General features: G+C 38.4%; 20 protein-coding genes, 1 other RNA gene and 1 pseudogene. 15 read left to right on the top strand and 7 right to left on the bottom strand.

Annotated features, from left to right (window positions below; translation table 11 throughout):
• The 5 genes from BBP83_RS15605 to BBP83_RS08995 all read left to right on the top strand — a co-directional run.
• Positions 1 to 2,583, top strand: a 2,583-nt coding sequence (locus BBP83_RS15605) for a beta strand repeat-containing protein (RefSeq protein ID WP_281181024.1), incomplete at its 5' end; no start/stop codon positions are given.
• A 95-nt stretch (positions 2,584 to 2,678) separates the two neighbouring features.
• Positions 2,679 to 3,764, top strand: coding sequence for a tetratricopeptide repeat-containing glycosyltransferase (locus BBP83_RS09010; RefSeq protein ID WP_068887634.1), 1,086 nt, complete (start codon positions 2,679 to 2,681; stop codon positions 3,762 to 3,764).
• A gap of 402 nt (positions 3,765 to 4,166) precedes the next feature.
• On the top strand, positions 4,167 to 5,681 hold the full coding sequence (locus BBP83_RS09005; protein ID WP_068887632.1) for a TolC family protein: 1,515 nt from the start codon (positions 4,167 to 4,169) through the stop codon (positions 5,679 to 5,681).
• The gene (locus BBP83_RS09000) at positions 5,678 to 7,816 is read left to right on the top strand and encodes a type I secretion system permease/ATPase (RefSeq protein WP_068887630.1); all 2,139 of its coding nucleotides are present in this window, start codon (positions 5,678 to 5,680) and stop codon (positions 7,814 to 7,816) included. The genes BBP83_RS09005 and BBP83_RS09000 overlap by 4 nt, the downstream gene beginning before the upstream one ends.
• Positions 7,800 to 8,978 carry a beta-barrel domain-containing protein gene (locus BBP83_RS08995; RefSeq protein ID WP_068887629.1) on the top strand — a complete coding sequence of 393 codons (1,179 nt, stop codon included), beginning with the start codon at positions 7,800 to 7,802 and terminating at the stop codon, positions 8,976 to 8,978. Before BBP83_RS09000 ends, BBP83_RS08995 begins: the two co-directional genes overlap by 17 nt.
• Positions 8,979 to 9,246: 268 nt before the next feature.
• Here BBP83_RS08995 and ssrS read toward each other — a convergent pair.
• From ssrS to BBP83_RS08980, 3 genes are all read right to left on the bottom strand, one after another.
• Positions 9,247 to 9,429: non-coding RNA, 6S RNA (gene ssrS / locus BBP83_RS08990), on the bottom strand.
• Positions 9,430 to 9,526: 97 nt separating this feature from the next.
• Positions 9,527 to 9,814, bottom strand: coding sequence for a cell division protein ZapA (locus BBP83_RS08985; RefSeq protein WP_068887627.1), 288 nt, complete (start codon positions 9,812 to 9,814; stop codon positions 9,527 to 9,529).
• A gap of 2 nt (positions 9,815 to 9,816) precedes the next feature.
• A complete protein-coding gene (locus tag BBP83_RS08980) occupies positions 9,817 to 10,368 on the bottom strand; it encodes a hypothetical protein (RefSeq protein WP_068887626.1) in 552 nt (183 codons plus the stop codon).
• Positions 10,369 to 10,432: 64 nt separating this feature from the next.
• Here BBP83_RS08980 and BBP83_RS08975 point away from each other — a divergent pair, with 64 nt between their 5' ends.
• The 3 genes from BBP83_RS08975 (at position 10,433) to BBP83_RS08965 (ending at position 13,479) form a co-directional block, all read left to right on the top strand.
• Positions 10,433 to 11,050 (top strand): UPF0149 family protein, encoded by a 618-nt coding sequence (locus BBP83_RS08975; protein WP_068887624.1) that lies wholly within the window; start codon positions 10,433 to 10,435, stop codon positions 11,048 to 11,050.
• A 55-nt stretch (positions 11,051 to 11,105) separates the two neighbouring features.
• Positions 11,106 to 12,434: a Xaa-Pro aminopeptidase gene (pepP, locus tag BBP83_RS08970; RefSeq protein ID WP_068887622.1), complete on the top strand. Its 1,329-nt coding sequence runs from the start codon at positions 11,106 to 11,108 to the stop codon at positions 12,432 to 12,434.
• A gap of 187 nt (positions 12,435 to 12,621) precedes the next feature.
• A complete protein-coding gene (locus BBP83_RS08965; RefSeq protein WP_141689965.1) occupies positions 12,622 to 13,479 on the top strand; it encodes an arylamine N-acetyltransferase family protein in 858 nt (285 codons plus the stop codon).
• 206 nt (positions 13,480 to 13,685) lie between these two features.
• On the opposite strand, the gene BBP83_RS08960 is transcribed toward BBP83_RS08965, so the two are convergent.
• The 3 genes and pseudogenes from BBP83_RS08960 to BBP83_RS08950 all read right to left on the bottom strand — a co-directional run bounded on the left by BBP83_RS08960 (position 13,686) and on the right by BBP83_RS08950 (position 15,716).
• Entirely contained in the window at positions 13,686 to 14,684 is a 999-nt protein-coding gene (locus BBP83_RS08960; RefSeq protein ID WP_068887618.1) for a hypothetical protein, read from the bottom strand.
• A gap of 71 nt (positions 14,685 to 14,755) precedes the next feature.
• Positions 14,756 to 15,171 (bottom strand): annotated as a pseudogene (locus BBP83_RS08955) (roadblock/LC7 domain-containing protein).
• A 2-nt stretch (positions 15,172 to 15,173) separates the two neighbouring features.
• Positions 15,174 to 15,716, bottom strand: a complete 543-nt coding sequence (locus BBP83_RS08950; RefSeq protein WP_068887616.1) for a GTP-binding protein — start codon at positions 15,714 to 15,716, stop codon at positions 15,174 to 15,176.
• 1,124 nt (positions 15,717 to 16,840) lie between these two features.
• Here BBP83_RS08950 and ubiH point away from each other — a divergent pair.
• The 3 genes from ubiH (at position 16,841) to BBP83_RS08935 (ending at position 19,719) form a co-directional block, all read left to right on the top strand.
• Positions 16,841 to 18,049: a 2-octaprenyl-6-methoxyphenyl hydroxylase gene (gene ubiH, locus BBP83_RS08945; RefSeq protein WP_068887614.1), complete on the top strand. Its 1,209-nt coding sequence runs from the start codon at positions 16,841 to 16,843 to the stop codon at positions 18,047 to 18,049.
• On the top strand, positions 18,046 to 19,290 hold the full coding sequence (locus BBP83_RS08940) for an FAD-dependent monooxygenase (RefSeq protein WP_068887612.1): 1,245 nt from the start codon (positions 18,046 to 18,048) through the stop codon (positions 19,288 to 19,290). Before ubiH ends, BBP83_RS08940 begins: the two co-directional genes overlap by 4 nt.
• Positions 19,291 to 19,467: 177 nt before the next feature.
• On the top strand, positions 19,468 to 19,719 hold the full coding sequence (locus tag BBP83_RS08935; RefSeq protein ID WP_068887610.1) for a hypothetical protein: 252 nt from the start codon (positions 19,468 to 19,470) through the stop codon (positions 19,717 to 19,719).
• Between the two features lie 527 nt (positions 19,720 to 20,246).
• Here BBP83_RS08935 and rsmI read toward each other — a convergent pair.
• Entirely contained in the window at positions 20,247 to 21,095 is an 849-nt protein-coding gene (gene rsmI, locus BBP83_RS08925; RefSeq protein WP_068887606.1) for a 16S rRNA (cytidine(1402)-2'-O)-methyltransferase, read from the bottom strand.
• 10 nt (positions 21,096 to 21,105) lie between these two features.
• On the opposite strand from rsmI, the gene BBP83_RS08920 reads away from it, so the two are divergent.
• The 4 genes from BBP83_RS08920 (at position 21,106) to BBP83_RS08905 (ending at position 24,097) form a co-directional block, all read left to right on the top strand.
• Entirely contained in the window at positions 21,106 to 22,053 is a 948-nt protein-coding gene (locus tag BBP83_RS08920) for a penicillin-binding protein activator (RefSeq protein WP_068887604.1), read from the top strand.
• 10 nt (positions 22,054 to 22,063) lie between these two features.
• Positions 22,064 to 22,471, top strand: coding sequence for a YraN family protein (locus BBP83_RS08915; RefSeq protein WP_068887602.1), 408 nt, complete (start codon positions 22,064 to 22,066; stop codon positions 22,469 to 22,471).
• Between the two features lie 62 nt (positions 22,472 to 22,533).
• The gene (locus BBP83_RS08910; protein ID WP_068887600.1) at positions 22,534 to 23,226 is read left to right on the top strand and encodes a BON domain-containing protein; all 693 of its coding nucleotides are present in this window, start codon (positions 22,534 to 22,536) and stop codon (positions 23,224 to 23,226) included.
• Positions 23,216 to 24,097, top strand: a complete 882-nt coding sequence (locus BBP83_RS08905; RefSeq protein ID WP_068887598.1) for an alpha/beta hydrolase — start codon at positions 23,216 to 23,218, stop codon at positions 24,095 to 24,097. The genes BBP83_RS08910 and BBP83_RS08905 overlap by 11 nt, the downstream gene beginning before the upstream one ends.
• The last annotated feature ends 20 nt before the right edge of the window (positions 24,098 to 24,117 follow it).

The following is a 24,117-nucleotide window of genomic DNA, read 5'->3' as shown; positions in this document are numbered from 1 at the left end:
GGCGGTACGGGTGGCACAGGCGAAACTGGTGGCACAGGCGAAACTGGCGGTACTGGTGAAACTGGCGGTACAGGCGAAACTGGTGGCACAGGCGAAACTGGTGGCACTGGCGAAACTGGCGGTACAGGCGAAACTGGCGGTACAGGTGGCACTGGCGGTACAGGCCCGACAGGTTTAACAGCAAAACTAGCTAACGATACGGGCGAAAGCGCAAGTGATGGCATCACCAAAGATGGCACGATTAATGTGGGTGGCGTTGAGTCAGGTGCAACATGGTCATATAGTACAGATGGTGGCTTGAATTGGACACCAGGTACAGGTTCAAGCTTTGTCTTACCAGAAGGGAACTATACTGATGTACAAGTGAAACAGACCGATGCAGCAGGTAATGACAGTGCTGTTATTGATGTAGGCACAGTCACGGTTGATACATTAGCACCAACAGGGTTGACAGCTACATTGGCGGATGACACAGGTACCAGCAAGAGCGATGGCATCACCCAAGACGGCAAGATCAATGTGGGTGGCGTTGAGTCAGGTGCAACATGGTCATATAGTACAGATGGTGGCTTGAATTGGACACCAGGTACAGGTTCAAGCTTTGTCTTACCAGAAGGGAACTATACTGATGTACAGGTGAAACAGACCGATGCAGCAGGTAATGACAGTGCTGTTATTGATGTAGGCACAGTCACGGTTGATACATTAGCACCAACAGGGTTGACAGCTACATTGGCGGATGACACAGGTACCAGCAAGAGCGATGGCATCACCCAAGACGGCAAGATCAATGTGGGTGGCGTTGAGTCAGGTGCAACATGGTCGTACAGCACCGATGGTGGCTTGAATTGGACAGTTGGTACGGGCTCAAGCTTTGTCTTACCAGAAGGTACTCATGATAATGTACAGGTGAAACAGACCGATGCAGCAGGCAATGACAGTGCTGTGGTTGATTTAGGTGCGATTACTATTGATACATCAGCACCAACAGGATTGACAGCTACATTGGCTAATGACACAGGTGTAAGCACTAGTGATGGTCTTACCAAAGATGGCACGATTAGTATTAGTGGTGTTGAGTCAGGTGCAACATGGTCGTACAGCACCGATGGTGGTGTGAATTGGACAGTTGGTACAGGTTCAAGCTTTGTCTTACCAGAAGGTACCCATGCTAATGTAAAAGTGAAACAAACCGATGTGGCAGGTAATGACAGTGCTGTGGTTGATTTAGATACGGTTATTGTTGATACAGTAGCACCAACAGGCTTGACGGCAAAACTGGCTAACGATACGGGCGAAAGCGCTAGTGATGGCATCAGCCAAGACGGCAAGATCAATGTGGGCGGCGTTGAGTCAGGTGCAACATGGTCGTACAGTACCGATGGTGGTGTGACTTGGACAACTGGTACAGGTTCAAGCTTTGTCTTACCAAAAGGGAACTATACTGATGTACAAGTGAAACAGACCGATGTTGCAGGTAATGATGATGTTGTCAATTTAGGCAAAATTAGTATTGATAACACCAATCCAACTGTTGCTTTAAAGGATGGGTCTTTATTGGGAATTATTAGTGCAGATGTTGCAGGCTTACTCGTCCTTGATCAAAAACCTTTGGTTGCCGTAGATGCAGATAATAATTTAGCGTCAGTGAAGATTAATTTTAATTCTGGAGTGATAGGATTAGATTTAATCGGCTTAATAGGAACATTATTAGGTGGAAATGGTGTTAATTTTAAATATTCAACGGAAATGGCCAAAGAGTTTGGCTTTGATATAAAACTGGATGCTTTAAAAGGAATAAGTTTGTTCGGTAGTGATGATATGAGCATCACTATTACTAAGAAAGATGGTGGAGCAATAGATAACTTGCAGATGATGGAGTTTCTACAAACGATTCATGCTGATAAGAGTTTGTTAGGTTTAAATGTAGGAAGTAAAACAACTATTACTGCAGTAGATCTTGCTGGTAATGTTGGTGAAGGGAGCTTAAATAATTTACTTGGTGCCAATGTACTTGGAGGTCTTTTAGGGGGTAATTACAAACCAGGCTACATGACAGAAGGAACGGCATCTGGTGATAATTTAGGTAATGAATCATTGACGACTAATCAGTATCTGTATGGCTACGATGGAAATGATCATTTAACTGGTGGTAAAGGTAATGACATCCTTCGTGGAGGTAACGGAGATGATATCTTAAAAGGCAATGAAGGTAATGATTTAATGAGTGGTGGAGCAGGTTCTGATACAGCACTCTTTGACTTACTGAATATGGCTGATGCCACAGGTGGTAATGGTACAGACACTTGGACAGACTTTGAACTAGGTTCAAATGGAGACAAGATAGATATTTCAGCATTACTGGATGGTCAGCAAACATTAGACAATATTGGTGACTATATTTCAGTGGCAACCAATGCCGATGGCAAAGCAGTCATTACTATTGATCGCGATGGTGCTGGTACTGAATTTACCTCTAAATCTGATTTGTTGGTCTTGGATAATATTCTTGCAGGTAGTTTAGGTTTAACGGCTGAAGATCAGTTGAAGACCTTGTTAGATAACAACCAAATTATATTCTAAGCAATTAGGGTGTAATGAATGAGAAAAGGTACTTTGTGATTTTGTTTGCAAAGTACCTTTTTATTAGATAAATAGTCATTTGAGTTGTGAGCAAAATGAAAAAACATATTCGCCTTAATATGATTGTGAAAAATGAGGCGCACGTCATCTTAAGATGTTTAGCATCTGTTAAGCCTTGGATAGATTCATGGTGTATTGTTGATACTGGATCAACAGATGGGACTCAGGATATTATTCGGGAATATTTAAAAAATTCTCCTGGTATATTACATGAGCGCCCATGGAAAAATTTTGGTTTTAATCGGACTGAAGCATTGCAGTTAGCGGTTTTAGATGATTTGCCACATGCAGATTATCTTTTGTTTATTGATGCTGATGAACAGTTACAGGCCACTGAAAATTTTATACTGCCTTCTTTAACAGAAAATGCGTATTACTTTCCAGTGATTTATGGTGGGTTACGTTATCGACGTAATGCCATGATTTCAACGAATTTAGTATGGACATGGGAAGGTGTGTTACACGAATACCTTCATTCAAAACAACCACATCGCTGGCATACTTTGACAGGACTAAATATTTTTGTTCAGCATGATGGCGCAAGAGCACAAAATAAAGATACTTATTTAAAAGATATTGCTTTACTTGAGCAAGGCCTTAAGGATGAGCCTGATAATTTGCGTTATGTTTTTTATCTTGCACAAAGTTACCGTGATGCAGGCATGTTAGAGAAAAGCCGAGAATTTTATTTAAAGCGAGCATCGGCAGGAGGATGGGAAGAAGAGCGTTGGGTTGCACAGTTTAGGGCGGCGCAGATGGCAGATCGCTTAGGTTTAGCAGAAGTTATTGTTTATAAAGAATATTTACAAAGCTGGGTCGCAGATCAGCAAAGGGCTGAGCCACTATATGAATTAGCTCGTTATTATCGAAGCAAAAAAGACTTTGATTTATCTTGTTATTTTGCAATACAAGCTATAAAAATTTCAATACCTGTAGAGGGGTTGTTTGTTGACTCCAGTGTATATGAATGGCGAGCTTTAGATGAATTATCAGTTTCTGCTACCTATTGTAAAGCGTATAAGGCTGAAGGAAAAGTTGCGATTCAAAAGCTATTGGAAGAACAAAAATATCCGAAATTACAACAAAAACGAATATTGGAAAATGAGAAACTTTATATATGAAATATAAGGAAATGCTTAAAGGACTTGGTTGCACAAATTTATCATTTAAGGTTTATTTTGTAAGATCATTACAAATGAATAGACCTTCGTATAAAAATTTCAATACTATGAATGGGTATACTTATAACGAAGCTTTGATTAACTGAGGAAATATCATTATTTGGTATAAGCCCCAAGGCTCGATAGTATTCGGAATCAAAAGGGAAGAGAAGTTGTTAGATACAGCGACTCAATAAAACTTAATAATTAAATCTTTATTTGGGATATTTAAGGAAGTTTAGACTAATGTAGTGATAGTTAACTTAAAAGGAAATTGCTTTAAAAAAATAAGATTGTATTTAATTTAATATGAACTTAATTGTTATTAATATCTGAAAAATATGGATTTAAATAGATTTTAAAATGAATATTATTAAATCAAAATTAGGGTTGGTTTTTGTTTTGTCTTTCCCTTTTGGGCAAGTACAAGCAACGACGTTCCAAGACTATTTAAATTCAGCTCGAAAAGAAGTAAGTCAAATTTTTAGTCCACAACAAAGTAGTCCGAATAAAATTAGTATTCAGACTCTAAACAGTTTTCAGCTAGATTTACCACAAGAGCGTGAAGTTTTACCTGTGGTAACACATTCAACAATAAGACCAGTGGGTTCAAAAAAAATACCGCTATTAAGTCGGAGTACTCAACAAAAAGAAGTGTCATTAATTGACGCAATTCACCAAGCTTTACAGCAACATCCAGATATCTCTCAAAGTATTGCGAGTATGGCAGGCCAAAACGCCAATATTGATACGGCTAAGGCGCAATATTATCCACAAATTTCAGGTGGTTTAAGCACGGCAGATTTAACAACAGGTGAGCGAGGTCGGCAACTTTATACCTTGTCCGCGACACAAATGGTGTATGACTTTGGCAAGGTAAAAAACTCAGTTCATACAGAAGAAGCCAAATTTCTAGAAAAACAGGCAATGCTGCTCACAAGTATAGATAATATTGCGTTTCAAACAGTTAATGCCATTGTAAATATTAACCGTTATCAAGAAGTTGTTAAAATTGCAGAGCAGCAAGTTCAAGGTATTGCAAGAATTGCCGAGATTGCAAATTTGCGAGCGCGTGCAGGAATTAGTAGTCAGGCAGATCCTATTCAGGCCCAGTCTAATTTAGAAGCGGCTGAGTCAAATAAACTTACGCAAGAGGCCGCACTTAAACAGTATCAGCAAAAATTACGTACTTTACTTGGCTATGATGTGACGGCTGCCCAATTTAATATCCCCGATTATATTGTGCGTAATGCAGGTTTATATCAAGAACCTGAATTTAAACGTATCCCACAAATGATGGCCGCTCAAGCAGGAGTTGAAATTGCAAAGTCACAAAAAGAGCAAGCGAAATTAACCACGTATCCGACCATTCAGGTTAAGGGAAGCTTAAACCAAGCACTCAATGGTAAAAACCCAAATAACAATGAAGATGACGGTTTATATAGCTCTGTGATGCTTGAAGCGAATAGTAACTTTTTTCAAGGGGGAGCTATCCGCTCAAGGCTACGTGCTGCAAGTTATGCAGAAGACGCGGCCAAAGCACAAGTTAATGTGGTTTATCGTGATGTGACAGATCAGGTTGGTTTACTTCGTGAGCAAGTTGGAAATAAACAAAAGCAAATGGAAGTTTTAGGTGCAAGAAGAGAAACCACGGCACGAACCAAAGAGCTTTATCAAGAACAATATAAATTAGGAACACGAACGGTGGTTGATTTATTGAATTCTGAACAAGCTATTCATAGTGTGGCGCAAGAAATAGAAAACGCGCGATATGACATTTATGCAGGCTTAATTGAATATATTTATGTCACGGGGCGTTCTAGAGATTTCTATCAGTTAAATAATGTCTCTATTCAAGGGATTGAGGTCGGGCCATGAGCAATACAATTAACTATCAACCATGGCTTCATGCTGTACTTACTATCGCAAAACATTATCGTATTGAACCCTCAGAAGAGAGTCTACGCTTACATTTGGACTGGAACCCGAACCAGACGGTCGATGAGGTGCTGGCTACAGTATGCCGCCAAATCGGACTCAGCCTGAGAAAAATCAGTTTTAGTGAAGATGTGCTGAATCCTTGGCGTTTACCGATCATTATTGAAATGAAAAATGGTCAAGTTGGGGTAGTAGACAAGCTTGATGCAGATGGTAATGCCAGTATTCAATTGAGCGGTGATCAGGGATTGTCTCAGGTTTTAACCGTCGAAACCTTAAAACAACATACTGAAAATATTTATATTTTACGCCCTGAAAAGTCAATTCCAGATGTTCGAATTGATGAATATGTCAAACCTTATGAACCTAGCTGGTTCTGGTCGATTGTTTTACAAGATTGGAAACGTTATATCGATGTGATGGTTGCGTCATTGATGGCAAATATACTGGCTTTGGCCACGATTTTATTTTCCATGAATGTCTATGACCGCGTGATACCTGCTCAGTCTATTCCAACCTTATGGGTGCTGGCAGGTGGTGTGTTAATTGCGGCTATTTTTGAATTTAGTTTGCGTGTTGCACGTATTTACTTGTCAGATATTATTGGGAAACGTGCCGATTTAAAAATTTCAGATCGGGTTTTTGGACATGCTCTGCGAATTAAAAATAAAGAGCGCTCAAAATCGACAGGGACTTTTATTTCACAAATTCGTGAATTGGAAGGTGTGCGTGAATTGGTGACGTCTACCACAATTTCAGCCATTGCAGATTTACCATTTTTTATTTTCTTCTTGGTGATTTTCTGGCTTATTGGTGGCAACCTTTTCTGGGTCATGGTGGTGGTGGTGCCATTAATGATTATTCCGGGTATTCTTATTCAAAAACCATTGGCTAAATTGGCTGCCGAAGGCATGCGAGAGGGTGCAATTCGTAATGCCACACTGGTCGAAGCAGTACAGGGTATTGAAGATATAAAATTATTACGAGCAGAGTCACGCTTCCAAAATCAGTGGAATCATATGAATGAAATGTCGGCAGATGTTTCAATGCGTCAGCGTAAACTGGTTGGTGTAATGACGGCATGGACACAGAAAATTCAGGGGCTAACTTTTGCTATTGTAGTTTTAGTGGGTTGTTTTGCTGTGATGAAGGGTGAAATGACTACAGGTGCATTGGTGGCTTGTTCTATTTTATCATCCAGAATGTTGGGGCCGATTGCACAAATTTCGGGTGTATTGGGACGACTACAGCAAGCAAAAGTGGCAAAAAGTAGCCTTGATGAATTAATGAAAAGATCGGTAGATCAGGCGCCACATGCTCATCTGATCCATCGACCTGCAGTATTGGGGCATTATGAGCTGAATAATGTGGTTTTTAAATATGGTGAAGATGATGAGCGAGCATCTCTGGCCATTCAAAAATTAGAAATTAAAACGGGTGAAAAAATTGCCATATTGGGGCGTAATGGGGCAGGAAAATCGACCCTATTACAATTGCTTTCAGGCATGCAAGAACCCGTACAAGGTCAGATTAAATTAGATGGAATTGATCTGGGATTGATTGACCCTTCAGATGTTCGGCGTGATATGGGGTTGCTGAACCAAAATGCTCATCTGTTTTTTGGTTCCGTGCGGGAAAATTTAAAATTAGGTGCACCCTTAGCGACAGATCAAGATCTTTTAAATGTGCTACAAATGACAGGGGCATTGAACTTTGTACAAAATAAAAAAGAAGGGTTAGATCATCTTATTTTAGAAGGTGGGGTCGGTTTTTCTGGCGGTCAAAGACAAGCTTTACTTTTAGCGCGATTGTTACTTCGTCAACCGAATATTTTATTGTTAGATGAACCTACAGCGTCTATAGATGATGTGTCTGAAAAACAATTAATTGAACAGCTAAAAGTTTGGTTGGGGCAAAAAACCTTAGTCATTGCCACTCATCGTCGTGCGGTATTGGAGTTGGTGGACAGAATTATTGTGATTCATGATGGCAGAATCGTGATGGATGGGCCAAAAGAACAGATATTAAAGCAATCTACAATGAATCAGGGACAGAAGCATGAACCAGCAAAATAAACAGGGAAAACAGCATGGGTCAGATCCACAATTGCCTAAAGCAAGTCTGTTTATTTGGGTCATTTGTCTTGGAATGCTGGCTTTGTTGACTTGGGCTTGGTTGTTTAAGCTTGAAGAGGTTTCAACAGGAACGGGTAAAGTTGTTCCATCCTCAAAAGAGCAAGTCATTCAGTCTCTAGAGGGTGGTATTTTAACTAAATTGAATGTTCATGAAGGGCAAATTGTGCAACAAGGTCAAGTGCTTGCACAGCTTGATCCGACCCGATTTGAATCTAATGTTGGTGAGTCCGCGTCTTTACTGGTGGCTTCAAGAGCAACAGCTGCGCGTTTGCGTGCAGAAGTGAATGGCGTTGCATTGAAATTTCCTGCAGAAGTGTTAAAAGAAGAGGCGTTGGTAGAAGCAGAAACAGCATTATATAACTCACGTCGCTCAAATTTAGAAGATTCAGTGGCTGGTTTAAAACAAGCCCTTGTTTTGGTTGATCAGGAATTAAAAATGACAGAACCTCTGGTCGCTAAAGGCGCGGCCAGTGAAGTAGAGGTATTGCGCTTAAAACGCCAAGCAACCGATTTACGCAATCAAATGAATGATTTACAAAATCAATATTTGGTGAAAGCACGTGAAGAATTGGCAAAAGCCAATACTGATATTCAAACTCAATCACAAATTGTGAAAGGTAAGTCAGATTCTTTAAGTCGGACGATCTTTAAATCACCTGTACGTGGCATTGTTAAAGAAATAGATGTAATGACCTTGGGTGGTGTTATTACCCAAAATGGCAAACTCATGACCATTGTTCCTTTGGATGAGCAATTGATTGTCGAAGCGCGAATATCACCACGCGATATTGCATTTATTCGTCCAGATCAAGAGGCTTTGGTAAAAATTACTGCATATGATTATTCTATTTATGGTGGCTTAAAAGGAAAAGTGACCGTCATTTCACCCGATACTTTGCGTGATGAAGTGAAGCAAGATCAGTTTTATTATCGAGTCTATATTCGAACCAATTTAGATCAATTGGAAAATAAACAAGGCAAAAAATTTAATATTACCCCAGGTATGGTTGCAACTGTGGACATTAAAACTGGTGATAAAACAGTTCTGGATTATTTAATTAAACCTTTCAACAAAGTGCAAGAAGCCTTAAGAGAACGATAATAGATTTAGATCATCTCGGCTGACTGACGGTTTAAAATAAAATAGATTTGATGTTAAGCAATCCATGTACCCTACATTTCAAGTTATATGAAGTACGACGAGAAAAGGGTATATGGTTGTGCACAAAGTAGATGAGATTTGGCTACAGGCTTATTGAATGAAATATTAGCATTCATTTATATAATAAAGTTGATAAGCCACGAAGATTAAAAATTCAGAGAGGTGTAGGAAGTAATTTTATATTTTAATTGTGATTAACGAATTAGAAAATAGCTCCGAAAATGCCGCTGCATGTGTCGTTACCCTGAACCCGATGAGTTCAAGGTGGATGTGACGTACACTTGCTGGGTTACCTACACAGGGCAGGCATACACTCTAAATATACAGAACACATCCATAAGTGTTAGTATCGGCAGGGGAATAGACCCGCTGGCGAACACTTCAGAGTTAAAGCAAGTATAACGGATAACAGCTACTTGGCAAATACTTTGCTGTACATAACTGTAAAGGGGTATTCAAGTGGCTATGCTTTATGCAAAAAATCTTGCTTATACAGCAAGATCTTCAACTTCTTCAAGAATTGTTTGAAGTAAGCGCTCACAATGTTCATATTCTTGCAAACTTTTATTCATATTCAACACTTCCTGCATGAGCTCCAGCGCAATCATAATTATGAGTTTGCTGGGTTCCATACGCGGTGCTTTACGACGAAACTCATCATACTTATCATTTAAGAGTTGTGCAGCCCGTTCCAGCTCGGATTGTTGGTTTGCCGTCGTGGCTAAACGGAAGTTATGACCTAGGACTTTTAAATCAACAGCAATTTGTTCGCTCATGTTTAAACTTCCTCGTTCGCATCAGTTGGATGAGCCAGTTGTTGAATCTCTTGTGCATGTTGATCTTGTGCGGTGCCCAAAATTGCTAAACGCTGAATAATAGCCTCAACTTTGGTTTTCGCATGTTCATTCTTTTGCAATAGGCGTTCACGCTCTTGCTGTAACGCTTGAATTTCTTGCTGTGCGTGACGTTGCTCATTTTGCATTTTTTCTTTAATGATACGCAGTTCATTCCGCTCTGCCAAAATCTCCTGAAACCGATTTTTTAAATCGGTACAGCTTTTTTCTAGCCGACTATAACGGTCTGCCAAAGACGTTGCATCATTATTTAAATGTTGAAATTGAGAGCGTGATTCAGTTAATTGCTCTGTCAGCGTTTCAATTTCTTCTTGTTTTTGCGTGATAATGCCGTTTTTGTGCACAATTTGTGCATGATGCTGTTCGCTTGCAGAATCTTTATCTTCTGTAAGTGATGAGTTTTCACTTTCATAATGTGCAAGTTTCGTTTTTAAAACGCTTAGGTGCGCTTGCAGTCGCTGTAATTCTTCTAACATATCGTGGTCGCACAGTATTGCAAACAAAGGTAATATATAAGAAGTATAGAGATTGGATAAACGAATGCAAGACGATATTTCAGGTTGGTCAGAATGGAACAACAATTTCCGTGAAATCGAAGAGATTTCAAGCCCAAGCGAGCTACATGGCTTACTTACGGGTATTGTTTGTGTAACAACTGTACCGACCCGCGAAGAGTGGAAACAAATTTTAGCGACACTAGAAGTGTTGGAAATTAGTGATGAAGCAATTGCAATTTTAGCAGGTGAAACGGAAGATATTGCGCATACTTTATCTGAAGATGAATTGGACTATTTGCCATTACTTCCAGACGATGAACACAGTTTGTCGGAACGTGTACGAGCCCTAGCAGACTGGTGCACAGGCGTTGTTCTGGGCTTTGGTCTGGCTTCGGGTCACTTACGTGGCGAAGAAAAAGAACTGATTGAGCATCTTCAAGATGTGGCTTCAGTCGAGTTTGATGAATCTGATGATGACGAAGAAGGTGAAGAAAGTTATCAGGAACTTTATGAGTTTGTTCGTCTAATTCCTGTGAGTTTGTCGATGGGACGTCAGAAAATAGAAGTTGCAGATAGTCCGCTTTTGCAATTATTTTCGAGCAAGAAGTCAGCTGAAACAAATAGTGTTGTAGAAATGTTCACACCGCACCGCCCAAGTTAATTTTGAGCAGAACCATTCCATTTTTTACATTTTAAGAGTGATAAGAAGTATTCAGATGAAAAAATTAATCCAAGCTGACTTTCAAGAACGCCGCGATATTCTTGCAGGAGAAATGGGGCTACGCAGTATTGCCATTATTGCGACCAGTCCAGTTGCAATGCGTAACCGTGATGCAGACTATAAATTCCGTTCGGACAGCAGTTTTTTCTATCTGACAGGCTTTGCAGAACCTGAAGCGGTTGCGGTGATTGAAACCTTTGACACGGAAGAAGAAGGCTATAGCTATAGTTTATTTTGCCGTGAACGTGACCGCGAAATGGAAATTTGGAATGGTTATCGCGCAGGTGTAGACGGTGCTGTCGATGACTATGATGCAGATGAAGCCTATGCCATTGATTTGCTAGATGACGAAATTTTGGAAAAGCTACAGAACAAAGACAAATTGTTCTACCGTATTGGTCAGCAAGCTGATTTTGATGCACGTGTCGCGAAATGGATTTCGACTGCAAGTGGCGAATCACGTAAAGGAGCATCTGTTCCTGCGCAAGTTATTCAGCTAGACCGAATTATTGATGAGCTACGTTTGCATAAATCTGCAGATGAATTAGAGCTGATGCAGATTGCATCGGATATTTCTGCAGAAGCCCATACGCGTGCTATGCAAATGGTCAAACCGGGCATGATGGAATACGCGTTGGAAGCTGAACTGAATTATGTCTTTGGCAAAAATGGTTGTGTACCTTCGTATAACAGTATTGTCGGTGGCGGTGCGAACGGCTGTATTTTGCATTATGTAGAAAATGACAAAGAACTCAAAGATGGCGATTTAGTACTGATTGATGCTGCTTGCGAGTATCAATTATATGCATCAGATATTACGCGTACTTTTCCTGTGAATGGCAAATTTAGCCCAGAACAAAAAGCATTGTACGAGGTCATTCTTAAAGCACAGATTGCGGCAATTGATGCGGTGCGTGTCGGAAATTCTTATAAAGAACCACACCATGTTGCAGTCCGTATTATGGTTCAAGGCTTACTCGATTTAGGTCTAATGCAAGGCAATCTTGAAAAAATTATTCAGAAAGAAAGTTTCCGCCAATTTTATATGCATGGAACAGGGCACTGGTTAGGTATGGACGTGCATGATGTGGGTTCCTATAAAGTTGAGGGTGACTGGCGTACTTATGAAGAAGGTATGGTGGTGACGGTTGAGCCAGGGCTGTACATTGCACCAGATGATGAAACTGTCGATACAAAATGGCGCGGTATTGGTATTCGTATTGAAGATGATGTGGCTGTAACGAAAAATGGCCCACGTGTGTTAACTGCTGCTGTGGTGAAATCTGTAGAAGATATTGAAACCTTGATGGCGCAGTCGAAGTAATCTTTGTTGTACTTTGCCTCAGAATCTAAAAATTAAAAAAGCTGGTCGGAAGATTGGCTTTTTTATTTCGCATGAACTTGATGTTCAATCAATTTAAAGTTATTTATAAAAGTGATTGTTAAAAGTGCGGTTATAAAAATATGATATTAAAGTATGTAAAATTATTCATTGGGTAACGACTATGGCTTTGAATCTATCAATTTCTCAACGATATCTAAAAAAAATTGGATTTAATCGAGAGTTTGCCCCGACTTTAGAAAACTTAAAAGAGCTTTTAGCCTTACATATTCAAAATATCCCATTCGGAAATTTAGCTTCATTTTTAGGGGATGACGTTTCATTAGATATTCAAGTTATTGCCGATAAACTTTTAGATCAAGGGCGTGAAGGCTATTGTTTAGAACAAAGTACGTTGACAAAAAATGTTTTAAACGAGCTGGGTTTTGAAGCATTTAATTTACTTGGAAGAGTTTATTATCAGAACATAAAGGTCGAGATGACACCGACGCGAACTCATTTGGTCACAATTGTTAAAACTGATCAAACTCTGTATTTATATGACCCTGGGTTTGGTGGAATGACCCCAACGGGAGTTTTATCGTTAAATGAAGTCAATACCATACAACAAACACCATTGGAAAAATTTCGTTTGATTGATGTGAAAGATACTGATATTCCCGAATTTGCTTTAACAGAAATGAAATTTATGGTGCAAGCCTATGTGAAAGATGTGTGGGTGAATGTGTATGCTTTTAATCCTGAGCAAGCGGTCGCTGAGTCTGACCTGATTATTGCAAATTGGTATATTTCTACTTCACCAAAGTCTATATTTACTCAAAACTTAATGCTTTCAATTATCAAAAATAATGAAAGAATATCATTAAATAATAATGTCTTAAGAATACACAGTAAATCAGGTTCAACTAAAAAAGAGCTTATTACTCTTGATGATTATCAGACTACGCTTAAGTCAGTTTTTAATATCAATATTGAACAAATTGATATGCTAGAAATTGTTCATAAAATCAACAAATCTGTTGCCTAATAGTCTGTTTTAGACCGAGTTTTTGAGTTGTACTCGAATATTTGTTAAGCATCATCCATTCTATTTATATGGAATGAGAACTCTTAACTCACTGTCGCTATCAACCAATGCAGTAACAACAAAACCATCTAAACAGGTTAATGTTTCTAAACTAATACATGCCATTTTTATACCTTAAGAATAGTTTTTCTCCTTGGAAAACTTATTTATAAGCCAAGTTTTTTTCGAAATTTTCCAAAAAAATTACGAAGTTTATTGGTCTGGTTCATTTGAATTTGGTTGATATCTGTAGAAAATTTAACTTCATCAGATTCAATAAATCGTCCTAGTTGGAGTAGGCTTGCGCAACTTACAAAATTCAATATTTTTTCATCCGTTGAATTAAGGTGTTGTTGAACAGCCCTTATATTGGCTCCTTCTGAGAAACAGGCTGCCATTTTTAAGTCATCTCGCCGATGCATATTTTTTGCAAATTGTGGCCAAATATCTAACTTAAAATTCTGATTCATTTGTGCTTTTGGAAGCGTTAGCATCGAAGAATGGCTTAAGGTTTGCCACAACCATGTTCGTAAATCGTAAATTAATTTACCTTCAGTATTTTCGTGAACAATTTGACTCGTCGCATAGGTTTGATTCAAAGAATCATTAAACTGTAGCCCAGTCATATTTTCTTCAATCCAGACACGTTCTGTGCGTGTATCGACAAGTGCAATGAACCCATTTGCATCAAACAATTGAATATACCCATTACGAGGTGTAAATATTTCTGAAAAGACTTGTTCTAATGTCGTTTCTGACTTCAATACAGTCAGAAATTCATTTTTGGTATTAAGGTGGAAATTCTTGTTATTTGGCTTCAGTTGAATGGTTTCATCTGTATTCGGTAATAATTCTTGTGAAAACCACTTAGACAAGTATGTTAAATCTGAAAAAGGATAGAATAATTGATCACCAATAATTTTCCCAAAATCACGATTTGATTTTGTTAATTTCAAATATCGTTGAGCTCTTTCTTTTAAGGTATTTTGAATACCAATAGAATTAAAAAAAATATCAGTGACAAACAGCACATCAATTTTTTCTTCAGCAATATTGACCCAATTGGGCTGAGTATTTGAAGGTAGACATAACACAATCTGGGTTTTTAATTGGTTTATGTCTGTCGTATTTAAACCAAATACTGCTATGTTTAAAGTTTTCGTCATTTTAAACCTATATTAAAATCATGGTATTAGCTATGTCTAGAAATTAAATTCTTGGTAAATACGTTTAATATCTAAGAAGCTTTTTCGATGTGGGCTGTGGCCAAGCTATCACTCAGTTTTTTGAAGTAATACAACATTTGTCCCATTAAAATATCTTTATTGGTCACAGAAACCATGACCAATGGCTGATGTTGATGATTTACCGTCGTTAAAAATGCTTTGCCATTTTCTGCATCTATAGTGATTGTTTGGCATCCGATTAATTCAATTTCTGAGATGAAGGCTGAGACCATGGTTAAAATAGAACTACTTACAGCTGCAATTTTCCCTGTGTTCTCTCTGTTTTTTTTGATGCGTAAGAAAGCTCAAAACCATCAGATGAACATAACATAACAAGATTTACGCCATTTACTTCATTTAAAAAAGCGTGCAATTCTTGACTGAAAAGTGCTTTGAGCTCTGTTCCTACTGCATGAGGATTCATCATTTTCATAGCATTATTGCCGGTTGAATTTCTAACTTTGTAATGAGCGTTTCTATCAATAATAAAACATCATCTTTTTTACGTGCATCAACTGCAAATAAAGGAAAATCCTTTTTATAAATTTGCATCCAATCCCGATATATTTTTAACTTTTGATCATGTTGTAAATCTAAATGTGTTATTCCAATAACAATATTCGTGCCTAAATTTTCAAAGGCATTTAAATAGAACTCTAAGTCTTTCAATCTTTGGGAACTACTGTGATCAATTAAAATGACAATACCGATTGCCCCTTTACATACAATTGACCACATAAAATCAAAACGACCCTGTCCCGGAGTACCGTATAAACCTATTTTAGTACTATCGTCTAAACTAATTTCACCATAATCAATACCTACGGTGGTTAAGGCTTTTTGATGCGATTGAGTGTCTGTATTTACAGCTTCAGTGCTGATAACACCTATATCAGATAACGTTTTTATGGCGGCAGATTTACCTGCTCCCATTGTTCCACCGAAAACAATTTTATATTGCTGTAAGACCATTTTTTGTACCAGAACTCTAAGCCGGCACAATATACAGAGATTGATAAACAATTAAAAGTCTATTTAATCAATGGGATAGATTGTTGTTAACTTTTTTTGTTTAATTTTTCTAAAGTTAAATTGATGTGGGAGATGTGTTTTTCCATGTAATTTGTTTGAATTCAATACTATAGGTTGCTATTTGTAATTTGTTTTTATATTTAATTTTTTTGTGATGTATATCATAATTTTATTTATACCAAGCGGAGAAATTGTTTATTTTAACTACATAAAGTTATGTAAAAAATGATGAAACAATATTCACAAAATCTAATGAAACTATAGGAGTTTCCAACAGGATTAGAGGGGTTTTTGAAAAATATCTAAGTTGCTTATTCAATTATTTTTGATTTTTATTTTAGGTTAAACAAAAAAATAAGCGCTAGTCTGGGTGTTATTACCAATAAAAATATAGATACTTTAATTGAGTTATAATACATATTAAAATAATGAATATGATATTAAAAAAACCTTATCCGTGATTCTGATTATATGAGAGATAATCCGTTTAAAACGTCCGTAAATTTAATAATTTTTTATTAGATTGTTGAAATTAATTAGATGGTTTTTAAGAGTTTTATTGAATATTCATCAGAAATAAAAACTCATAATGGCACAGAAAAATCCTCGTCATAGAATTTAGTAAACTCTATTTCTTTTATGTATTACTAGTTTTTGGAAGTATAAGTATTTTTATTTCATTGTTGGTTTGATATGTAAATCTATAATTAATTAGATTTTAAGACATTAAATTTATTAGGACCTTTTATTTCATTAGAGATAGACAGATATTTCAGCTTTCTATATCTATACTTTTTATAGGGTTATTTATGTTTTTTGACTGATTTTTGAGCATTTTATTGCTAGATGGATCAAATATTATCAACAAGTATTGAAGAATTTTTATATAGATATGGCCGTAATTTTTATTGCATATCATGTATCCATTCAATGTAAAAACCTGCAACAAATTTCTAATTCATTATAAAAATGCATGCCCTTGATGTAATATAAAATCCATTACAGATTATACGTATTTCGAGTGAATCTCCTGAATTCGAATACTTCATAAAAAGGATGAAAGCATGCAACAAGAAGTCATCATTGTTGGCGGCGGTATGGTCGGACTTAGTCTGGCTTTAATGTTGGCAAAAGCAAATATTAGAGTGAAGTTGCTCGAAGCCATTAAGTATCCAAATTATGATGATGCAAATCTTGCACCCTATCATTCTAGTTTCGATGCACGTAATAGCGCCTTATCGCGTCGTACTGTGCAAATTTATCAAGAATTAGGTTTGTGGAATGCGTTACAGGAATATGCTACCCCAATTTATGAAGTCCACATTACTGAACAAGGCAGTTTCGGCAAAGCACGTTTAAAAGCAGAACAAGAAAAAGTCGAAAGCTTTGGTCAGGTGATTGAAAATGCCTGGCTAGGGCGGGTGTTATTGCAACAAGTGAAGCAAGAACCCTTAATTGAACTAATCGATGGCGTACAAGTGACTTCTTTAACACAAGATACAGACTTGGCGTTTATTGAAGCAAAACGTGGCGAATATACTCACAAATTACAAGCAAAGTTAGTCATTGCAGCAGATGGCCGAGACTCTTTTTGCCGTAAAGCGCTAGGGGTTAGTGCATTTGAACATGATTATGATCAGGTGGCTATTGTGACCACGGTACAAACATCTAAACCGCATAAGCATATTGGCTTTGAACGCTTTAGTGCTTTAGGGCCATTGGCTTTATTGCCACTTCCGGGTGAATACCGTCGTTCTGTGGTCTGGCCTGTAAAAAAAGGCACAGAGGGTGAATGGCTAGGCGATGAAAACGATCAGTATTTTTTAGATGCCTTACAAGAAACCTATGGTGACCGTGCTGGAAAATTCCAAAAAACAGGCAAGCGCTTTAGTTTCCCCTTGTCACAAGTTTTGGCAGAAAAACAGGCAGTGGGTCGGGTGGTCTTAATGGGCAATGCAGTCCACACTATTCATCCTGTCGCAGGTCAGGGTTTTAATTTATGTATGCGTGATGCTTATGTGCTACGCCGTTATTTAATAGAACAAGCCACGCAAGGTGCAGATTTAGGTGATGCAACCATGTTGTTAGATTACGAAAAATCGCGCCTGACCGACCAGCAACGTGTCATTAAATTCTGCGACACAGTCGTACGTGGTTTTAGTAATCAAAATCCTATTCTAAAATTGATTCGTAATACAGGTTTACTGGCTTTCGATACCATTCCCGGCATTAAACCGCTAGTGGCCAATTATGCAATGGGGCTAAAAGCATGACCATAAATGCTGATCAAGTTTTAGATGTTGTCATTATTGGTGGTGGCTTAGTGGGTGGTTTAGCGGCTTTGCTGTTGGCACAAGGTGGTGTTCAAGCGACAGTGCTAGATGCTGCGCCCATTTTAGATGTAGAGAAAAATTTAGCGGTGGCGAATCCACGTGTTTTAGCCTTAAGCCAAGCGACCATTCACTTACTAAAAACAGTGGGTGTGTGGGAAAATTTAGCGCGCCAAATGCCGTATAGCGCCATGCAGGTTTGGAATAAAAATGGTTATGGCGAAATAAACTTCGGGCAAGGTTCTGAACAAAGGCCAAGTGCTGAACAAGCACTCGGTTCGATGGTTGAACCGAGTATTTTAAATTTGGCGATTCAACAGCAACTGCTACAACAATTAGACGATTATCGCACCCAAGTCAAAGTGAACCGCGTAGAAGAGGGTGTGGGTATTTGGCATATCCATTTGGCCGATGGTACACAGTTAAAAACTAAATTGGTGATTGGTGCCGATGGCGCAAACTCCTTTGTACGAGATCAGGCTTTTATTGATTTAGATGTATTAGATTATCAGCAAGCAGGGATTAGTTGTGCCATTCGTACTGCACAACCACATTTACATACAGCTCGCCAGATTTTTTTAGAAACAGGGCCCTTGGCATTTTTACCCATGGCCAGTTTAAAGCCAGAGCAAGACGGTCATTGGCAATCGATTGTCTGGACATTACCCGATGATTTTGCCGATGAATATGTTGCGTTGTCTGATGATGACTTTAACGCTTTATTAACCCGTGAAAGCCATCATATGTTGGGTGAAGTTTTAGAGGCAACGCCACGCGCAAAATTTCCCTTAAAGGCAAGAGCAGCACAACATTATGTAAAAGCAGGCTTAGCACTTATTGGCGATGCTGCCCATGTGATTCACCCACTTGCGGGTCAAGGGGTCAACATTGGCTGTTTAGATGCGGCTGTATTGTGTGATGCGCTATTGCATGATCAATCACGTGGGGTTTGGGCGCATGAGCAAACCTTAAAGCGTTATGAACATCGTCGTAAAGGACAAAATGATGCCATGATGCACAGTATGTCTGCTATTGGCTGGCTAGAAACAACCACTTTGTTTCCTGTGGTTTGGGCGCGTAACTTTGGCTTGAAACAGGTCGAAAATCAGCCTGTTTTAAAAGATGCGTTCATGGCACAAGCCAATGGAATGTCATTGTTAAAAGAGACGCGTTATTGCACATAATGCGAAATAGAGAGTTTTTTAAACATTCGTAAATAAAAGATTACGATTTTGACTAAAAAAGATACGAATTTTGAGGTATTGGTACTATGCGAAACGCATAGAGATTGATAAATTCCTCATAAATCCAAAACAGTTTTACCTTGAACGGTATAAACGGTCATTCGTGGGGAGAACAAGATGACGGATATGAATGATTATGACGATGCAGAAGACTCTGTAGTCGATGAAGATGAAGCCAAAGCTGCTGAGAAAGGCGCGTCCGATACGTCTGAAGGTGCTGTCGATGGTGATACAGCAGAAGCTGAAACTTTGACAGTAACAGCGAAGCTAAAACAGCGTCAGGCGTTGGAAGATGAAGTTGCTGCCTTTTTAGCGCGCGGTGGTCGTATTACAGAAGTACCACCAGACGAAGAAGCTGCTCAGAGCTAATCGACAAAACTTAAACACCGCTACTTTTGAGCGGTGTTTTTGTATGTATGGTAAAGAGCCCAAATGGGAAAAGCCAAAAAATGGATGAATAATAAAAATAGGCCATTAATAATAAACGTAGCCCAGTAAGGTGGGGCATGCATAGCACCCATAAATGCAATCAAGGTCTGAAAAATGAGAACGGCGCTGAGGAAGATATAGCACTGATAGCGAGATTTTTTCCATATTGGGATCAATTGAATGATATTTCCCACTATAAAAAATAATGAAAAGAGTCCAAGCGTTAAAATAACGGCCTGAGTATCAGGTTGCACTCTATCTTCATAACGATAGTGTCTATAGGGTCGGAGGCCATAATAAAGAATATGCATTAAGCCTATGAGCCAAAGTGCGTTCAAAAGATAGATCGGTCTAAAAGTCAGTTTTTTCATGGGTTTTTATTAAAATTATTGTATTCAGATATTCATTTTTTTATGTTTAAACACACTAAAACCAAGATGATTTTAGTGTGTTTAAAGCCATTTAGTTTATTCTTCGTCGTTGCTTTGAGTGAGTTCTAAAGCACGTTGATAGGCAATTTTCTTTTTTATTCCTGTTAAATCTGCAGCCAGTTGCGAGGCCGCTTTCACCGATAAATCTTGCAGGAGACGGGTGAGTAATTGATCAAGTTTTTCTTGTTCTAAATCTTTCTCTTCAGTTGCGCCACCAATCACCAAAACAATTTCGCCTTTTTGCTGATTACGGTCAGATTCAACAAAAGTGACCAATTCGCCAAGTGTCATTTTTTTGATGGTTTCAAAGGTCTTGGTAATTTCTCGAGCAAAGCCAACAGGGCGGTCTGCACCAAAAATTTCAGCCATGTCTTTGACACAATCTAAAATACGATGAGGCGCTTCATAAATAATTATGGTTTGTGTTTCGTCTTTTAATTTTTGTAAAGCAATTATACGCTGTGACTGTCTAGAGGGTAAAAAGCCTTCAAAACTAAAGCGGTCGCTGGGTAAACCTACAGCGCTTAATGCGGCTATCGCTGCACATGCACCAGGTACAGGAATGACTTGAATATTATGCTCTTGGGCTGCGCGAACCAACTTAAAACCAGGGTCACTAATCAGCGGTGTGCCTGCATCACTAATTAAAGCCATGCTTTCGCCTTTAAGCATACGTTGAATTAGATGAGTAATTTTATTGCTTTCATTGTGCTCATGACAGGCGGTCAAAGGTGTTGGAATATTAAAGTGTTTGAGCAATTGTGCTGAAGTTCGTGTATCCTCAGCGGCAATAATATCGACCGATTTCAGTACATTAATTGCACGATAACTAATATCATCTAAGTGCCCGATTGGAGTCGCAACAACAAATAACTGAGCACCCATAGGTTTCTCCATGTTTAATAATAAGCGAAAGAATAAGAAAAAATTACTTGTAGTGGCGTTGATAGGAGGTGTGACTTACGCCCAAGCAGAGGTTCTGGTTATTTTACCCGAATCAGGGCCTATGGCGCGAGTCGCTTCGAGTATCAAACTTGGTTTTCAAAGCGCATATGAGGCTTCTGATGAAAAAGAACCAATTAAATTTGTAAATTCAGATCAAAATTCAATGGCGCAGCTGTTAAAAAAGCACATCACGAAAAAAACTAAAATGATTATTGGGCCTTTATCACGTAATGATGTCGATGCTTTAATAAAGGCCAAACCGAAAATACGTGTATTGGCTTTAAATGAAGGCTCAACGCAGGTTACTAATATTTCACAATTTAGCTTAGCAAAAAAGCATGATGCAAGCGCATTAAAAAACCTCTTAGAAAAAGATCAGATGAAAGAGATTTATGCCATACGTCAGGCGGGGACGGAAAATGAGCATGAACTGTTTTTAATGGCTTTAATGACGCAAATTTCCATACCACTACATGTGCTCAAAGAACCTCCACAAAAAATAAAAAAACATCAGGCATTACTGTTATTGGGAAGTAACGAATGGATGAACAGTCAAAGCAAATTGCCCAAAAAACAGATTTATGCTTTATCGAATGCAATTGAACAAGATTTGCCAATTCCACAAGGACTCAAATTTTGCGATACACCTGCGTTGTATAGTTCTGGCTGGACAGATATGTATACTGCGTATGAAAGGAATCCTTCGACCATGTCGTATCAACGCTTAATGGCTTTTGGTGGAGATGCGTGGACAATTACGCAAATGTATTTACACAATTCAAAACTACAAGAGGCTTCTTTTGAAGGACGTACAGGATTAATCCAGATTCAAGGAAATACCATTCAACGCACGCCCCATTGTTTTAAAAATACTCGTCATGGTGTTGTCATTTTATAGGGGTACATCAATGAATTTAGGACAATGGGCAGAGCAACACGCCCTAAAACTGGCAGAAACACAGGGTTATTGTTTGGTACAGGCCAATTATCATAGCCGATATGGTGAAATAGATTTAATTGTGCAACGTGAACAAGAACTTTTATTTATAGAAGTGAAAGCCCGCTCAAAAACGACTTATGCACAGGCTGTTGAAACGGTTTCCATACACAAACAACATAAAATGCTAAAGACTGCCCTATATTTTTTAAATCAATACCCCCAATTTCAGCAGTATTACTGTCGCTTTGATGTGATTTGTTTTGATTTTTATCAACAGTTTGCAAAATCACTACAGCATGATTTTTCCAATTTCCCTTATGATCAGCAATGGATAGAAAATGCTTTTACTTTTGATCAAGAGTTTATTAATCTTTGAACAAAATATACAGTGTAACTGCATAGATAGAAAATGATTAAAATATTAAGGAGTCTTGCTGAGTGTTGAAGCGTATTGCAATGACAATGTTATGTGTCGCAAGTTTATCAGGTTGTGCAAGTTTTATTTCTGGCGGTACGGGCAGTGCCCCAGTTGGAACAGATAGTGGTGCACGTTCTTTGGGTCAGGTATTTATTGATTCTTCCATTGTAAGAACGGCAAAAATTAATTTATATAAGTTAGATGCACGTTTTAAACAGTCTCGCGTTAATATTGATAGTTTTCACGGTAATGTGCTACTGACTGGTCAAGTGCCAGATGTGCATTTAAAACAATTGGCAGAAGACAATGTCAAAGCCATGAGTGATGTAAAATCGATTCATAATTTTATTACAGTCGGTAATCAAATTAGCTATAACACCATTATGCAAGACACAGCCGTGACCGCAAATACCCGTGGCTTAATAATGAAAGCACCTGTTGTGTCAGATAGCAAAGTCAATATTCATACCGAAGATGGTGTGCTGTATGTTATGGGTCGCTTGAATACAGCCGAAATTAACGATTTAAATCAGGTGCTACAGCAAGTGGGTAATGTGACTAAAATCGTAACTTTGGTTGATAATATTGATCAAAACACACAAGCACGCTCAAATACTTCTAGTTTTTCATCCCCCCTTGTAAATGGTGTGGCAGAGACACAAACCCCAGTAGCAATTGATCCGGATACAGCTGAACCGAATAATGCACCTTAATGTAAAAAGCTGGAAAAACCAGCTCAATGAAAAAATTGAACTTGCGAAATTTATGTATCGAAATTTTCGCATTTATGACTTTGGCAGTTACGCGCTCAATCGTTTAACGCCAAAGCAGGGTTATACGGTTCAGAATCATGTACCTTATGGCCTTAAAGCACGTCATCGACTAGATTTATATCGAAGCAATGCACCGCGCCAGCAACGCCCACTGATTGTATTTGTACACGGTGGTGCGTGGATGCATGGGGACAAAAAAGATTATAGCTTTATAGGCGAAGCTTTCGCTAAAGAAGGTTTTGATGTAGCTGTGATTAACTACCATTTAGCCCCTGAACATATTTTCCCCAGTTATATAGATGACTTAAGTTTGGCACTGAATTATTTAAATCAGTCACAACTTAAATTGAAAATTTCAGTCGAAAATATTGTGCTCATGGGTCACTCGGCAGGGGCATTTAATGTCATGTCAGCTGTATACAACCCGCATCCTTATCCACTACAAAGCAAAGACAAGATTCGTGCAATTATTGGTTTGGCTGGGCCGTATCATTTTGATTACAAAGGTGATCCACTTTGCGCCGATGCCTTTGATCAAAGTCTGCCATATCAGCAAGTCATGCCGTATTATTTTGTAGAGCCAAATAGCATTAAGCATTATTTATTTACCGCAGCCAACGACACCGTTGTTGGACACAGCAATAGTTCAGATTTAGATACTAAACTCAAAGAATTGGGCAATTATAGCCAGCTCATTTCTGTACCCGTTGTCGGGCACATTACCATGATTGGTTCGGTTTCTAGTTTATTCAGCCGATTCTTTGGCACCAAAAATGCCATTATGCGGGCCTTGGATGATGCATTAAAATAATGAGATAAAAAGGGCTTGGT

This window comes from Acinetobacter celticus, assembly GCF_001707755.1.
Classification (GTDB): Bacteria; Pseudomonadota; Gammaproteobacteria; order Pseudomonadales; family Moraxellaceae; genus Acinetobacter; species Acinetobacter celticus.
Note: the sequence above shows the minus strand (reverse complement) of the source record. Positions and strands in the feature narration are given on the sequence as shown.

What these genes read in the sequence shown, in the direction of transcription:
- BBP83_RS08975 (WP_068887624.1), top strand. Translation starts at nt 10,433, where the DNA reads ATGCAAGACGATATTTCAGGTTGGTCAGAATGGAACAACAATTTCCGT.
- rsmI (WP_068887606.1), bottom strand. Translation starts at nt 21,095, where the DNA reads ATGGGTGCTCAGTTATTTGTTGTTGCGACTCCAATCGGGCACTTAGAT.
- BBP83_RS08950 (WP_068887616.1), bottom strand. Translation starts at nt 15,716, where the DNA reads ATGGTCTTACAGCAATATAAAATTGTTTTCGGTGGAACAATGGGAGCA.
- BBP83_RS08980 (WP_068887626.1), bottom strand. Translation starts at nt 10,368, where the DNA reads ATGTTAGAAGAATTACAGCGACTGCAAGCGCACCTAAGCGTTTTAAAA.
- BBP83_RS08985 (WP_068887627.1), bottom strand. Translation starts at nt 9,814, where the DNA reads ATGAGCGAACAAATTGCTGTTGATTTAAAAGTCCTAGGTCATAACTTC.
- BBP83_RS09000 (WP_068887630.1), top strand. Translation starts at nt 5,678, where the DNA reads ATGAGCAATACAATTAACTATCAACCATGGCTTCATGCTGTACTTACT.
- BBP83_RS09010 (WP_068887634.1), top strand. Translation starts at nt 2,679, where the DNA reads ATGAAAAAACATATTCGCCTTAATATGATTGTGAAAAATGAGGCGCAC.
- BBP83_RS08905 (WP_068887598.1), top strand. Translation starts at nt 23,216, where the DNA reads ATGCACCTTAATGTAAAAAGCTGGAAAAACCAGCTCAATGAAAAAATT.
- BBP83_RS08995 (WP_068887629.1), top strand. Translation starts at nt 7,800, where the DNA reads ATGAACCAGCAAAATAAACAGGGAAAACAGCATGGGTCAGATCCACAA.
- BBP83_RS08940 (WP_068887612.1), top strand. Translation starts at nt 18,046, where the DNA reads ATGACCATAAATGCTGATCAAGTTTTAGATGTTGTCATTATTGGTGGT.
- ubiH (WP_068887614.1), top strand. Translation starts at nt 16,841, where the DNA reads ATGCAACAAGAAGTCATCATTGTTGGCGGCGGTATGGTCGGACTTAGT.
- pepP (WP_068887622.1), top strand. Translation starts at nt 11,106, where the DNA reads ATGAAAAAATTAATCCAAGCTGACTTTCAAGAACGCCGCGATATTCTT.
- BBP83_RS09005 (WP_068887632.1), top strand. Translation starts at nt 4,167, where the DNA reads ATGAATATTATTAAATCAAAATTAGGGTTGGTTTTTGTTTTGTCTTTC.
- BBP83_RS08935 (WP_068887610.1), top strand. Translation starts at nt 19,468, where the DNA reads ATGACGGATATGAATGATTATGACGATGCAGAAGACTCTGTAGTCGAT.
- BBP83_RS08960 (WP_068887618.1), bottom strand. Translation starts at nt 14,684, where the DNA reads ATGACGAAAACTTTAAACATAGCAGTATTTGGTTTAAATACGACAGAC.
- BBP83_RS08915 (WP_068887602.1), top strand. Translation starts at nt 22,064, where the DNA reads ATGAATTTAGGACAATGGGCAGAGCAACACGCCCTAAAACTGGCAGAA.
- BBP83_RS08920 (WP_068887604.1), top strand. Translation starts at nt 21,106, where the DNA reads ATGTTTAATAATAAGCGAAAGAATAAGAAAAAATTACTTGTAGTGGCG.